Source organism: Mycobacterium basiliense (assembly GCF_900292015.1).
In the GTDB taxonomy this organism is placed as follows: Bacteria; Actinomycetota; Actinomycetes; order Mycobacteriales; family Mycobacteriaceae; genus Mycobacterium; species Mycobacterium basiliense.
In genome coordinates this window covers 63,922-77,404 of record NZ_LR130759.1, presented here as the reverse complement: position 1 = coordinate 77,404, position 13,483 = coordinate 63,922, and the positions used below count along the sequence as shown (strand labels likewise).

Sequence of the window (13,483 nt, the reverse complement as noted above, 5' to 3'; positions counted from 1 at the left end):
TCTCGGCGATTGCTGTCGAAGGAGTCGCTGAAGCATAAGCACGCCAAAAGTTTTCGTGCAACGCTTCAGTTTTCCGCTTGCGGCGGTGGTTGGTGCCACCTTTCGGCCCTCTTGCCGGCACTTAATTCACCCCCGCGGCTACCGCTAGATGTATTGCGACACGGACTGTGCCACAAGGATTTACGCCCCCGTCAGTTATCGGGTGTCGGCGTCCAAAGCTGCCGGTTTCCGGCCCGTATTTGGCGGGTGTCGCGCCAAGCTTAGGGAGTGATGGCATCTGGAATTCTGTGCACACTGCCAACAATTCGCTAGCTACAGTGTGCAAAAGTCACTGGTGGCGCCACCCGTCCTGTGTGATGCTAGTCGACTAGGTTTGCGCGATGATGACCCGACTTATCGGCAAGGCGCCAACATGGTGCGGTGAGTACTTGCTTCGTCGTGATGCGTTGAAGCACAACACGTTGCCTGTTCAGGGTCCTACCGCCGGTGCTTATCGCTATGAGACCTGTTGGACGCGCGATTTTCGGCGTTGTGAACTTGCGTCCTAGCTCACCAACTCGACTGAGGCAGCGGCCCTCCCGCGTCGGCAGCCGGTCGGCAGGCGTTGGCCTTGCGGGTTGACGCTGGGAGTCGCCGTTTGGCTAGGATCGTCCGTCTGCTAGGGCTCCTGTTCTTTGATGACAACGACTGCCGGCTTGAATCCGGATTCACCTTGGCTGTCTTCTCGAGTCGTGTCCGACCGCGTACGGGTAGGTGCCCCGCCCGCGCTTCGTCCGCCCAGGCCCGCTAAGGCCATTCCGCTCAAAAGCCCTGCCGGAGCGCCGCTTACGTCCAGCGCGGCGCGGCCGAGGCTCGAGCCGGGTAGTGCCTGGACCGCCATCTTGACTTCGGGGGCGGCCAGGGTCCAGCCGTGTGGCACAGTCAAGCTTCCGACCATTGCGGCGCGACCCGAGCTAGCCGAGACCGGCCCGCCGCCTGGCTGCGAGACCAACACGCTGGAAGGGGGTACGTCTCGGGGTGGCGAATCAGCATCGCTAAAGGCAGCATGCCACGCACCGGCCGTCCCCGTGTGCAGGGTCCACGACTTGACCATGTTGACTGCCGAAAATGCCAGGCCGGCGGTTGAGGTCGACATCAAATAGGCGGCGGTCACTTCCAAATCCCCGATAGGCGTGGGAATTTTGACTATGTCGCCAGGTAGCGTGGCGTAGAGCTGGGATACCGGTGTGGCCAACGCTTGCACGGTCTCTTGACAGATGGTCACCAATTGCGTCAACACAGCCTGCACGCTCGTTTCGATACCGGTGTTGTCAGCTGCCGTGACAGCTGCGGCTTGAGCCGCGGTACCGCCCAAGTCGGCGGCGGAAGACAAGGGCTCGAACGGAGTCATCGCCGACGCAGCCGCGGACTCGGCTTCGTAGTTGTACATGGCGGTGGCGTCCTGCGCCCACATTTCGGCGTATTCGGCCTGTGTGGCTTCGATCGCGGGACTGTTCTGCCCTAGAACATTCGTCGTAGCTAGCGCCAGCAACTGACTACGGTTGGCGGCGATCAACGAGGGGGGCACGGTCATCGCATGTGCAGTCTCGAAAGCCGCCACCGCTTCTTCGGCATGACCGGCGGCTTGCTTTGCCTGTACCGCTGCGGAACTCAGCCAGCCGATGCAATGGGCGGCCACCGCGGACATTGCCGCCGCGGCTGGCCCTAGCCAAGAATCGATGGCCAGCTCCGCCACCACCGAGCGGTACGATGCGGCGACGCGATCCAGTACTTCGGCCAGCCCTTCCCAGGCAACGGCAGCGTCCAGCAGCGAGGAGGATCCCGGTCCCGCATACATTCGGCCCGAATTGACCTCCGGAGGCAGCACCCCAAAATCCACCGTCCCCCCCGTCTCAGTCCAGCCGCGAGCACGTCGAAGACCTCGCCTTCCTGATTCCCGGGCCACGCGCGCAGCCGAGGCGTCGCATACGAGCAGGGGCCCAGGTTTGCCGCGTCATGTGAAATGTCCCGGCGCGCATGGCTCGGTCTGCCGCCAGCGCCGCGGCACCCTCGAGGGTTGTTTTGCCACCCGCGGTCGTCCGGGCCGCAACGGGGCGAGGGTTGGGGGGGCCGACACACTGCCGGTGCGGTTGCGGGGCTAGACCTGTGCTTGATCTAGCGGCGTCGACGCGCATGGACATTCACCAACGCGTCCGGATCGGGATTGGCCAATTCGTGTGCATTAGGGCATGGAACTCCGAATGCAGTTCGGTACCTCACGACCAGCAACCACAAGCTGCCTTTCCGCCAACATAGTTTTCGCGTGGCCGCGGTACGCCATGGTCAGGCTCCCACGGGTAGTAGGAGCAGGAGCTTGCCAGCCGAAAAGGCCGGGCGACAAGGTGATTGTGCATACCGTTCCCGGGTCGCATTGGGCCCTATGCACATAAGTAGTCGCGCCGAGGGCAGTGCGGGCCGTGCCGACCGGCGGCCGGAAGCGATATTCGATGATCGCGCTACCCGGAGAGGGCTTGCCGACAGGTCGGCTTCAAAGTCCAGGCGGAAGCAGCCCCGTGCACGCGGGGGCCATGCCGGATGCCGAGCGCGTGTGAGATGGCCAGCTAGTCAGGCAGCCCCGGTGAGCACACCGTCGATCTGGCCCATGGCTTCGCGCATGCCGTCCTCCATGCCCATCGCGAGCATCTGGTTCATCGCATCCGTCGACGCGAAAGTCGAGACGACGGTCATGGTGGTGCCGCCGTCGCCCCGTGCGGCCAGGGTCAGCTCCATGCGGGTGGTAGGCAGATTCGGCGCCGGTTGACCGTCTTCGCCGGCGAACCCGTCGTTGACCACGAAACGGTGTGGCGGATCAACGTCGAGCACGTCCCAGTAGCCGGCCGACTTTTGGCTGTCGGGTCCGCGCATGACATAGGTGACCCGGCCGCCGGGACGAAGGTCGTGGTCGACAACGGTGGCCGGCCATGTCGGCGGACCCCAGAACCGCTCCAGCTGTCGCGGGTCGGCGTAAAGCTGCCAGACGCGATCGGCCGGGGCGTCGTAGTCGGCGACGACAGTCAGCGTGTGAGTTTCGAGGTTCTTGTCGACACGAGTGATAGGCACGGATCTCTCCTCGGATTCGGCTCAAAGATCCTCGGCGAGGATCTGGTCCCTCTGTGCAACGCGGTCTCGCCACAGCTGCTCAAGATCGTCGAGCGCACGTCGAGCGCCCCGCACTTGGTCAATGACCTACTCTAGGGACCTACTCTAGGCTTTCCGCGCACAGTCCCGGGTCGTGGATCGTTGTCACACATGCTGTGCGCGGCACCTGATGCGCACCCGGTGGGGCGCGTCGCGGTCAGACCGCTCAGGACATCGGAAGTTCTTGAGCGAGCATGACGAGGATGTCGCTGGGCCACGAACGTACGTGAGCTTGTAAGCGTCCTGGTACTTCGCGACGCCGCGAAGGACGTCACCACTGTGCTTGCGGACGATTCCGACGGCGGCGTCGATGTCCTCGACGGCGAGCGCGACGCGGTGCATGCCCAGCCTGTTTGGCTGGACGGGGGCGGTTTCGATCGCGTATGGGTGCACGTACTGGAACAGTTCGATGCGGCCGTGCCCGTCGGGGGTCTGAAGCAGGGCTCGATGTCGCGGACGGCGATGCCGACATTGTCGAGTCGGTTGGGCACGACTTGAACACTAGCGACTTGGCGCTGTTCGTCGAGGAGTGTCAATACTTTTGGATGCGAGCGGTCTGGGAGACCCTCGATTTTCGGTTGACTGTCGCGTTGCAGCAGGGGCAGCTCCCGAACCGTCCCGCAGGTCCCTGCGGCACCCGAATAATAATGATTGACTTATATAAGTCATAGCTTCTACAGTACGGCTGTGCACGCGTTCGACGTCCTGGGCGATCCAGTACGCCGCCGCATCCTCGAATTGCTCGCCGACGGCGAGCTTTCCGCTGGGGCGATAGGCGCTACCGTCCAGGCTGAGTTCGCGATCACTCAGCCCGCAGTTTCGCAGCACCTGAAAGTGCTGCGAGACAGCGGCTTTACCTCGGTCCGTCCGGAGGGGCAGCGCAGGCTGTACGCGGTAAACAGTGCACCGCTGCGTGATATCGACGATTGGCTGGACACGTTCCGACGGTTCTGGACACCACACCTCAATGCGCTGGCGACCGAGGTCGCACGCGGCAAATCACAACGAAGAACGCAAGGGAGTCACCATGATCGAAGTTGATGTCGACTATCAAATCAACGCGGTCCGTCGCACGGTCGGCACCCGCGTGCTTGAGGCAGGCGAGGCACACGTCGTCACTGTCAGCCAGTCCTACGCCACCGACCCCGAAGATCTATGGGATGCGGTGACCAACATTGAGCGAATCCCTCGGTGGTTTCTGCCGATCACCGGTGAACTGGAGGTGGGTGGCCACTACCAGTTGCAGGGCCAAGCCAACGGGACCATCCTGACCTGCGACCCGCCGAAGAGCTTCACCGCCACCTGGGAATACGGGGGCAACGTGAGTTGGATCGAGGTGGGCGTCTCGGGCGAGGGATCGGGCCGGGCCCGATTGGTCGTCGAGCACATCGCCCATGTCGACGACGAGACCTGGCGCCAGTACGGACCGGGTGCGGTCGGCATCGGCTGGGATTCGATGCTGTTGGGGCTGGCACTCCACGTGAGCACCGGCGAAGCCGTCGATCCCTCCTTCGGCCAGCAGTGGGTGATCACCGACGAGGGCCGGAGCTTCATGAGAATGGCGTCGGAGGCATGGTATGCGGCGAATGTCGCGGGTGGCGCGAACGCAGAATTGGCGCGCCAGTCCGCCGACCGCGCGACCGCCGCCTACCTCGGCGAGGAATGAGGAATAAGGGATCCGGTACAGACGATCCACAGGTCCTTAGCCGACCGCGCAGCTACACCACCATCCACCTGGGCGCTTCACGCGGCGATCAGGAATGAGGACCGACAGCGGGCCCACCTCACCTGGCCATGTTGGCAAATCGCGACAAGTGCAGCTGATGCGCAACGGTCACGGTCTTGGTCGGACCGTTGCGGTGTTTGGCCAGAATGAAATCCGCCTCTCCCCCGCGCGGATCGTCTCGCTCGAAGGCATCCGGACGATGCAGCAGAATGACGACGTCGGCGTCCTGTTCCAATGAGCCGGACTCACGCAGGTCGGACAGCATCGGCTTCTTGTCCGTGCGCTGCTCGGGGCCACGGTTGAGCTGGCTGATGGCAATGACGGGAACCTCGAGTTCTTTGGCCAGCAGTTTGAGATGCCTGGAGAACTCGGAGACCTCGACCTGCCGCGACTCGTGCTTCTTACCCGACGTCATCAGTTGCATGTAGTCGACGACGACCAGCTTGAGGTTCGCCTTCTGCCGCAAGCGGCGTGCCTTGGCGCGGATTTCCATCATGGTCAGGTTCGGCGAGTCGTCAATGTACAGTGGCGCCTCGCTGATTTCGCTCATCCGCCGAGCCAGCCGCGTCCAGTCATCATCGTTCATCCGGCCCGAACGCATGTCGGCGAGTTTGATTTTCGCCTCCGCCGACAGCAGCCGCATCACGATCTCGGACTTGCTCATCTCCAGCGAGAAGATGACGCTGGCCATGCGGTGCTTGATCGAACAGGACCGCAGGAAATCCAACCCAAGGGTGGACTTACCCACACCCGGTCGTGCCGCGACGATGATCATCTGCCCAGGGTGCAGGCCGTTGGTCACCTCGTCGAGCTCGGTGAAGCCCGTGGGTACACCGCGGGAGATCCCGCCGTTGGAGGCGATGGCATCGATTTCGTCCATCGTCGGCTGCAGCAGATCTTCAAGTGGCACGAAGTCTTCGGACAACCGCCGGTCGGCGACGTCGTAGATCTCCGCCTGCGCGCGGTCGACCACCTCGGCCACGTCGGCCCCCTCGGCGCCGGCGTAGCCGTACTGCACCACCCGCGTCCCAGCCTCCACCAGCCGGCGCAGCAACGCCTTCTCGGCGACGATGCCCGCGTAGTAACCCGCGTTGGCGGCCGTCGGCACCGTCGAGATCAGGGTGTGCAGGTATGGGGCGCCCCCGATCCGGCGCAACAACCCACGACGGTCCAATTCGGCCGCCACAGTCACCGCGTCGGCCGGCTCGCCACGCCCGTACAGGTCCAATATGGCGTCGTAAACGTTCTGGTGCGCTGGTCGATAGAAATCACCGGGCCGCAGCCGCTCCAGCACATCGGCCACCGCGTCCTTGCTCAGCAACATGCCGCCCAGCACCGACTGCTCTGCGGCGAGATCCTGCGGTGGCTGACGGCCGAAGTCCTCGCTGGGTGGCGGGGCATCCATGCCCGGGTGCGACAGGTCGTCAACAACCGCCATGGGCACTCACCTCCTCCGGCACAAGCATCCGAACGTACATTCGATCGCCAATATCCAGAGCGTAAGTCACCGCACAGACAACCCCGCCCACTCAATTCCCCGGCTCCTCCGCCGACCGCTCCGCAGCCCGCTTCGTCGCCGTTCGCACGCTCCCACATCGCCACGCGACGGGACGACGCTAGACGTTGCTGACGAGTACTCCAAGGGGTGGCTGTTTATGAAGCTGTGCATCGTGTGTGCATATCCGAAGACACCTGTGTTAAGCGGGGTGTGGAAAACCTGTGGATCAATGCTGGGCGATACGACATCACTGCTGATACGCACCGTACAACGGTGCACATTCGATGTGGACAAGAATCTCTTCGGCGTGTCGGCCCAGGTTACTGCGCCGGGCGTGTTGGATTTCTACGAGATTTTCGAGGAGTTAATCACCGGTAACGAGGGTCGAGCTCACGCGACCTCGGATTTGTTCGCCAGCACCAAGCCGCCCCTCACGTCATGCAAAGCAATTGCCGAACAATTTCACCGCAGCCTAAAACCCCGGTGGGCCTCCACGGATCCCCGGGGTATCAGCGTTGCGCAGTTAGCTGTCGGCGACGACGTCGACCGAGACTTCGACGTCGATTTCCGGGTGCAGGCTCACCACCACGGCATGTGTGCCGATCGACTTGATATGAGCTTTGGGCAGCTGGACGATCCGCTTGTCGAGGTTCGGGCCACCGGCCTTCTTGATGGCAGCGACAATGTCGCCAGCGGTCACCGAGCCGAACAGCTTGCCGGAATCACCGGCAGTCTTCACCGGCAGGGAGACGGGACCCAGGGCATCGATCGCCGTTTTGATTTCATTGGCGTGCTCACGATCGCGCACGGATTTGGTTTCCCGAGCCCGGCGGATCTCGTCGGCCTGCTTCTGGGCACCGCGTGAGGCGACGATCGCCATCCCGCGCGGTAGCAGGAAGTTGCGGCCGTACCCGTCCTTGACCTCGACTGTGTCACCGACGGAACCGAGGTGGTCGACGTCAGCCGTCAGAATCAGCTTCATCGTTATGCGTACTTTCGTTGGGCGTTCAGCGGTTAGGCTTCGACTACCGCGGGTTTATCGTGTCGACGAGGTGAAGGGCAGCAGCGCAACCTCGCGGGCATTCTTCACCGCGAGCGCGATGTCTCGCTGGTGCTGCACGCAGTTGCCGGTAACCCGGCGCGCCCGGATCTTGCCGCGCTCACTGATATAGGTCCGCAGCAGCGCGGTGTCCTTGTAGTCGATCGCTTGGTCTTTCTTTGCGCAGAAGACGCATTTGCGCGTCTTGACCGGCTTTTCCGGAGCCGGTCGACGCTTGTTGGACTTGGCCATGTGAGTCTTTCTTCCTGTGTCCTAGATGCTGGGGTGTTTGATCAGAAGGGGGGTTCGTCGTCGCCACCGAACGAGCCCGATGCCGGGGCGCTGCCCCACGGGTCGTCGCCACCCGATCCACCACTGCTCTGTGCGGGCGCCTGACGGGATGCACCCCCGCCACCACCGCCGCCGCCGAAGCCGCCACCACCGCCGCCGCCACTGCGGCTGGCCTTGTTGACCTTGGCGGTCGCGTACCGAAGCGAAGGCCCGATCTCGTCGACCTCGACCTCGACGACGGTGCGCTTCTCGCCCTCCCGGGTTTCGAACGAACGCTGCTTGAGCCGCCCGGAGACGATCACCCGCGCTCCCCGGGTGAGGCTCTCCGCCACGTTCTCAGCGGCCTCCCGCCAGATGTTGCAGCGCAGGAACAGCGCCTCTCCGTCCTTCCATTCCCCGGTCTGACGGTCGTAGATGCGGGGCGTCGACGCCACGGTGAAGTTGGCGACGGCGGCCCCTGACGGCGTAAAGCGCAATTCGGGGTCAGCGGTCAGGTTTCCGACGACGGTGATGGTTGTGTCACCAGCCACAATTTCCTCCTGGGTCCGCCTGGTGGGCATTGGTCATGAGCATGTATTTTCGGGCCGCTAACCGATCCTGTGCGGAGCTTAGGCAACCGTACTGACAGCTAGTGCTTGTCGGTACGCATCACCTTGGTGCGCAGCACTGACTCGTTGAGGCTCAGCTGGCGGTCGAGTTCGGACACCGTCGCCGGGGCCGCCTTCACGTCAATGACGACGTAGATGCCTTCGGCGTGCTTAGCAATCTCGTAGGCCAGCCGCCGCCGACCCCAGATGTCGATCTTCTCGACCGTTCCGCCGTCTTTGCGAACGACGTTCAAGAACGTCTCCAACGATGGGGAGACGGTGCGCTCGTCGAGCGTGGGGTCAAGGATGACCATGATTTCGTATGGACGCATAGGGACCTCATCACCTCCTCTGGTCTACGCGGCCACGGTCCGTCCGTGGCAGGAGGGTCGCCTGCGTCGGCAACCGCCCCAGGCTACCGGATAGCGGGCCGGCCTAAAAATCCGCGGGATCAGGCCAAAGATCACTTACGTGATTGCAGGAACTCAGCGGCCCTGGCCCTGGTGCTCGCATCGGCCTTGACCAGCGCACCCGAATCGAAAGGCGGCTGGGGATCGTATTCGATCAGCAGCTGGGTGGCCTGGGCGGCCTCGCGATCAAACAGCAGCTCAACCAACCGCAATGCCATATCGATCCCGCTGGACACCCCCGCGGCGGTGATGATCCGCTGCGGTAGATGCTCGACCACACGCTCCGTCACGTAGTGCGCGCCCAACTCGTTGAGTAGCTCGCCGGCCCGCCAGTGCGTCGTCGCGGTCAGACCGTCGAGCAGGCCGGCCGCGGCCAGCAACAATGCACCGGTGCAGACCGAGGTGGTGAATTTGGTCTGCGGATGCACCGCCTGCAGCCAGCCGCGGATGCTTTCATCCTCGAGCAGCACCCGGGTCCCGATCCCGCCGGGAAAGACCACGACATCCGGTGCCCCGACTTCGTCAAAGGTGGCATCGCAGGTGACGCCGAGCATCCCGTTCTCGGTGCGCAACTCGCCGCGCTGATGCCCAACGAACACCACATCGATCGATGGAACGCGTTGCAGAACGTCATAGGGACCCACCGCATCCAGTGCGGTAAATCGCGGGAACAGCGGGATCGCGACCTGCATCACTCCACCCGACCTGCAGTCGCTGGTGACGGTGTCCGTTGTGCCGGTTCCGCCGTCCGCCGCGTCGAGAGGGGACGCAACCATCCCGGCAGCCAGCCGGGTGGTGCGTCTGGGGCGCGGTCATAGACTCCCCCCGCCGGGTCGTCGATCCGCCCGTGCCAACGCACCAAGTCCTCTCCGGGGCGGTAGATCTGTCGAATTATCAACACGCACAGCACCATAACCGCGATGTCACGGAACAGCACGGTTGCGGTGAACCACTGTTCCGGCAGCGAACGATTCGGGTTTCCGTATAGGTAGTACATGCGGGGTACCCACACAAGCGCATCAATTGTCATCCACGTTAAGAGAAGTCGACGGTGCGGCGCTGCCAGCACTGCCAGCGGTACCAGCCACAGCGAGAACTGCGGGCTCCATACCTTGTTAGTCAACAGGAATGCCGCCACCACCAAGAAGGCCAGCTGCGCCACCCGGGGCCGCTGCGGGGCGGTAAGCGCGATATAAACTATTGCTACACAGGCTAATCCGAACAATATCGCGACGACAGTGTTCAACACTATCGGCGGCTCCCAGAAGCCTAGAGTGGGATCAAAGCCACGCCATCCGGTGAATGACTTCACGACGTTGTACAGCGAATCCATGTCGTCACCGCGACGGGTGTTGAGCCGGAAGAATTCCGACCAGCCCCGTGGGTAGAAGACCATCACGGGCAGATTCACCACCAGCCACGTCACCGCGGCGGCAAGGGCGGTATGCAACGCTCCGCGGACCCGACCGGACCGGACTGCCAGCGCCAGCAGCACGCCCAGGAACAACAGCGGATACAACTTTGCCGCGGCGCCCAACCCAATCAGCACGCCGGCAAGCCGCGGTCTGCGGCGAGCCCAGGCAAGCAATCCGCCCATCGCGAAAGCCGTTGCCAATGCGTCGAAGTTGGTGAAGATCTGAAAGATCACCAGGGGTGAAGCCGCCACCAACGCCGCATCCCATATCCGTCGGCCCGCCAACCCTGAAGTCGCCCACACGGTAGCCAACCAGGCCAGCGCCAGCCCGAGCGCCGCGGCGTTGAAGAACATCACCACCTCGGCGACCACCGGCAGGGGCGCGACCTTGCTCAACGCGGTATAGGTTTTGGCAATCGCCATCGACACATACTGATAGACCCCGGTCAACACCGGATATTCCATGTAGCGCACCGCAATCCGGCCGTCATACCGAATCTGCGGTGCGCCGTTGGCGTCGGTTTCCACCCAACTCGATTTGTATGGGAATTTGCCCTGGCTCAACAATTCCGCCCCGTAGAGCGGCACCGTATCGGAATAGCACAACTCGTAGTAGGCGCGTTGGTTGTCCCAGTTGGCCACTCTTTCATCACCCGGACCCGTCCCGTGGCTCTGTAGGCAGGCGGCCTTGGTCGACCAACCGAGCGCGAGAAACACCAGCGCAATCAACAGCATTACGCGCAGCGGGGTCATGAATCGTGTCCGCCCGATCAGGGCATGTCGACCCACCGGTCCACCGATGACATCCGCCAGAGCGGAGCCCAAAGTATCAGTCCGACTTGGGCAATCACGGTTTTCGGCGCTGCGCCGATCGCCGGCCAACGGCTGCGGCGAGATAGGCGAGATGGTGGATGGCGGTGTCGGAACGCCCGTCACGGTGGCGGGTTGGGATTGTCAGCGGGTGGCGGAGCTGGCGGCGGCGGCGCCAGAGTGATGGTGGTGGGTGGACCGACGGGGATGGTGATTCCGGGCGCCACCTCGACGGTGGGTTGGATGACGGTCTCCGAAGGAGGCGCTGCCTCCGGCGGGGGCGGCGGTGGTGCGGGCACACCTGCGTAGCCACCGATCTCGGTCGGCTTGGGGAAGCTCTCGCTCTGGGTACCCTTCAAGGCACCATCCATGGTGGCCTTCCAGATGTCTGACGGCAGGCCCGAGCCGTAAATCGGTGCGCCCGAAGCGGTGACCAATGGCTGGTCGCCTTTGACCGTCCCCACCCACACCGCGGTGGATAGCGACGGCGTGTAGCCGACCATCCAGGCGTCTCGGTTGGCGTTGGTGTCACCCAGTTGCACGGTGCCGGTCTTGGCGGCGGACGGCCGGCCGCCGGCCAGGTTGTGGCCGCGTGAATAGCCGGCGATCGGCTCCATGGCGGCGGTCACGTTGTCGGCGACCGCTTTGGGAATGCGCTGGTCGCCGGTGTTGTCCTGGGTGCTTGCGTCAAAGAGGACCTGGCCCTCGGCATTGACCACTTTCTGCACAAAGTGCGGCGGGTGATAGCTGCCGGACGCGGCCAAGGTGGCGTACGCCGATGCCATGTCGATCACCCGGGTTTGGTATTGGCCCAACACGATTCCGTTGTTCGGCGGTCCACCATTGCCGTCCTCCGAGAGGGTATGGGCAACACCCGGAAAACTGGTGGCGATGCCGGCCTGGTGCGCCGCGTCGGCAACCGCCTCCGGACCGCCCTTGAGTTTGAGCATCAACCGGTAGTAGGAGGTGTTCAGTGACATCTTGAGCGCCTCGGCGATATTGCACGTCCCACAACTCTCGCCGCCGACGTTGGTGATCTTGATACCGTCGACGGTTAAGGGCGCACTATCCACCTGGTAACCAAGGCCGATACCCTGCTCGAGCGCGGCCACCAAGGCAAAGACCTTGAACGATGATCCGGTCTGCAATCCGGCCTGGGCGAAGTCGAAGCCGTTGGCGTTGTCGCCGCCATAGTAGGCGCGGACCGCTCCGTTGTGCGGGTCGATGGAAACCACCGCAGCCCGCATGTCCGAGTCCTGCCCGTCGAGGTATTTCGCCACCGCCTTCTCCGCCGCCTGTTGGGCTTGCGAGTCGATCGTGGTGGTGACCACCAACCCCTGGGTGTTGAGGGTCTGCTCGTCAATGTTGAACAGCTCCAGCAGCTCCTTGGTCACCTGTCTCTCGATCAACCCGTTGGGTCCGGTGGTCTGATTCGCCGCGCGGGCCTGATCGGGTGGGACGGTGCTGGGGAAAACCTGCTGCGCGCGGTCCGTGGCGGACAACGCCTTGATGTCGACCATGCCGTCGAGCACCCAGTTCCACCGCGCGAGTGCACCGTCGGGGTCGACCGCCGGATCCAGCGTGGACGGCCGCCGGATCAGAGCCGCCAGCAGTGCCCCTTCGGACACGGTGAGTTGTTCGACGGGCTTGTTGAAGTACGCCTTGGCCGCCGCGGAAATCCCATAGGCACCTCGGCCGAAATAGATGATGTTCAGATATGCCTGCAGCACATCGTCTTTCGACCACTCCCCCGACATCTTGGTGGCGATGACGAGTTCCTTGGCCTTGCGCATCAAACCACTCCAACCGTGTTGGGCGGAGCCGACCAGCGCGTTCTTGACGTATTGCTGGGTGATGGTGGACCCACCCTGCAGATCGCCGCCGAACAGGTTGTTCTTTATCGCCCGGGCGAACCCGCTGAACGAGAACCCCGGGTTGGAGTAGAAGCCGCGATCCTCGGCAGCGATGACCGCCTGACGGACGTGCACCGGTACCTGACTTAGGTTAACGTCCACCCTATTGCCCTCGGGCGGAACAATTTTGGCAATTTCCGACCCGTCGCTGGCCAAGATCGTGGACACCTGGTTGGTGCGGATGTCACCGGGCCTGGGAATGTCGACGATGAAGTAGGCCATGGTGAAGGTGACGATCGGTAGCAGGATCACCGCGGCCGCGGTGAGGTAGACCGACCGCCGCACCCACTTCCAGTTGATCCGGCGGATCCTGTCTGGCCCCGCCGGCGATCTGCGGGCCCCTCCGCCCCGCGGCCCGGGCGGTCCCGGCGGCCCCCCCGGGCCCGCCGGTGGGGGTCCGTCTGGCTGGCCCCGCCCGGTGCTTGGCTGCTCGCGTAGCGGCCGGGTGGGCGGACCATCCAACGCCGCCTTGACCTGATCGAGCTGGTCGCGCCGTAGCGGCGGCGTGGGCGGATTGTCGAGTGCGGCCTTAACCTCTTCGAGCTGGTCGGCGTGTCGAGACGACCGCTCGTCGGCCACCGGCGGCAGGATCGTCGTCAATCTGTCGTCGGGGGGAAG

Annotated in this window: 12 protein-coding genes and 1 pseudogene; 2 read left to right on the top strand and 11 right to left on the bottom strand. The window is 63.7% G+C overall.

What is annotated here, in order from left to right:
- Positions 1 to 658 precede the first annotated feature (658 nt).
- The 3 genes and pseudogenes from MB901379_RS00395 to MB901379_RS25230 all read right to left on the bottom strand — a co-directional run.
- Entirely contained in the window at positions 659 to 1,879 is a 1,221-nt protein-coding gene (locus MB901379_RS00395; protein ID WP_158014804.1) for a PPE family protein, read from the bottom strand.
- 725 nt (positions 1,880 to 2,604) lie between these two features.
- Positions 2,605 to 3,099 carry an SRPBCC family protein gene (locus tag MB901379_RS00390; protein ID WP_158014803.1) on the bottom strand — a complete coding sequence of 165 codons (495 nt, stop codon included), beginning with the start codon at positions 3,097 to 3,099 and terminating at the stop codon, positions 2,605 to 2,607.
- 244 nt (positions 3,100 to 3,343) lie between these two features.
- Positions 3,344 to 3,621, bottom strand: a pseudogene (locus MB901379_RS25230) (VOC family protein); the annotation flags it as partial.
- Between the two features lie 243 nt (positions 3,622 to 3,864).
- Between MB901379_RS25230 and MB901379_RS00380 the strand changes: the two are divergent.
- The gene (locus MB901379_RS00380; protein WP_158014801.1) at positions 3,865 to 4,218 is read left to right on the top strand and encodes an ArsR/SmtB family transcription factor; all 354 of its coding nucleotides are present in this window, start codon (positions 3,865 to 3,867) and stop codon (positions 4,216 to 4,218) included.
- On the top strand, positions 4,205 to 4,843 hold the full coding sequence (locus MB901379_RS00375; RefSeq protein WP_158014800.1) for an SRPBCC family protein: 639 nt from the start codon (positions 4,205 to 4,207) through the stop codon (positions 4,841 to 4,843). The genes MB901379_RS00380 and MB901379_RS00375 overlap by 14 nt, the downstream gene beginning before the upstream one ends.
- Positions 4,844 to 4,961: 118 nt before the next feature.
- Here the strand turns inward: MB901379_RS00375 and dnaB are convergent, their stop codons facing one another.
- The 8 genes from dnaB to MB901379_RS00335 form a co-directional block, all read right to left on the bottom strand.
- On the bottom strand, positions 4,962 to 6,341 hold the full coding sequence (gene dnaB / locus MB901379_RS00370) for a replicative DNA helicase (protein WP_158014799.1): 1,380 nt from the start codon (positions 6,339 to 6,341) through the stop codon (positions 4,962 to 4,964).
- A 583-nt stretch (positions 6,342 to 6,924) separates the two neighbouring features.
- The gene (rplI, locus tag MB901379_RS00365; protein ID WP_158014798.1) at positions 6,925 to 7,383 is read right to left on the bottom strand and encodes a 50S ribosomal protein L9; all 459 of its coding nucleotides are present in this window, start codon (positions 7,381 to 7,383) and stop codon (positions 6,925 to 6,927) included.
- Positions 7,384 to 7,437: 54 nt separating this feature from the next.
- Entirely contained in the window at positions 7,438 to 7,692 is a 255-nt protein-coding gene (gene rpsR, locus MB901379_RS00360; RefSeq protein WP_158014797.1) for a 30S ribosomal protein S18, read from the bottom strand.
- Between the two features lie 41 nt (positions 7,693 to 7,733).
- Positions 7,734 to 8,261: a single-stranded DNA-binding protein gene (locus MB901379_RS00355; protein WP_158014796.1), complete on the bottom strand. Its 528-nt coding sequence runs from the start codon at positions 8,259 to 8,261 to the stop codon at positions 7,734 to 7,736.
- A 98-nt stretch (positions 8,262 to 8,359) separates the two neighbouring features.
- Positions 8,360 to 8,650: a 30S ribosomal protein S6 gene (gene rpsF / locus MB901379_RS00350; RefSeq protein ID WP_158014795.1), complete on the bottom strand. Its 291-nt coding sequence runs from the start codon at positions 8,648 to 8,650 to the stop codon at positions 8,360 to 8,362.
- Positions 8,651 to 8,781: 131 nt separating this feature from the next.
- Entirely contained in the window at positions 8,782 to 9,420 is a 639-nt protein-coding gene (locus tag MB901379_RS00345; protein ID WP_158014794.1) for a DJ-1/PfpI family protein, read from the bottom strand.
- On the bottom strand, positions 9,420 to 11,078 hold the full coding sequence (locus MB901379_RS00340) for a glycosyltransferase family 87 protein (RefSeq protein ID WP_158014793.1): 1,659 nt from the start codon (positions 11,076 to 11,078) through the stop codon (positions 9,420 to 9,422). The genes MB901379_RS00345 and MB901379_RS00340 overlap by 1 nt, the downstream gene beginning before the upstream one ends.
- Positions 11,075 to 13,465 carry a transglycosylase domain-containing protein gene (locus MB901379_RS00335; protein WP_158018850.1) on the bottom strand — a complete coding sequence of 797 codons (2,391 nt, stop codon included), beginning with the start codon at positions 13,463 to 13,465 and terminating at the stop codon, positions 11,075 to 11,077. The genes MB901379_RS00340 and MB901379_RS00335 overlap by 4 nt, the downstream gene beginning before the upstream one ends.
- Positions 13,466 to 13,483: the final 18 nt, after the last annotated feature.

Bases quoted from the DNA above. Each gene is read 5' to 3' on its own strand.
- rpsR (WP_158014797.1), bottom strand. From the start codon at position 7,692: ATGGCCAAGTCCAACAAGCGTCGACCGGCTCCGGAAAAGCCGGTCAAG.
- rpsF (WP_158014795.1), bottom strand. From the start codon at position 8,650: ATGCGTCCATACGAAATCATGGTCATCCTTGACCCCACGCTCGACGAG.
- rplI (WP_158014798.1), bottom strand. From the start codon at position 7,383: ATGAAGCTGATTCTGACGGCTGACGTCGACCACCTCGGTTCCGTCGGT.
- dnaB (WP_158014799.1), bottom strand. From the start codon at position 6,341: ATGGCGGTTGTTGACGACCTGTCGCACCCGGGCATGGATGCCCCGCCA.
- MB901379_RS00345 (WP_158014794.1), bottom strand. From the start codon at position 9,420: ATGCAGGTCGCGATCCCGCTGTTCCCGCGATTTACCGCACTGGATGCG.
- MB901379_RS00375 (WP_158014800.1), top strand. From the start codon at position 4,205: ATGATCGAAGTTGATGTCGACTATCAAATCAACGCGGTCCGTCGCACG.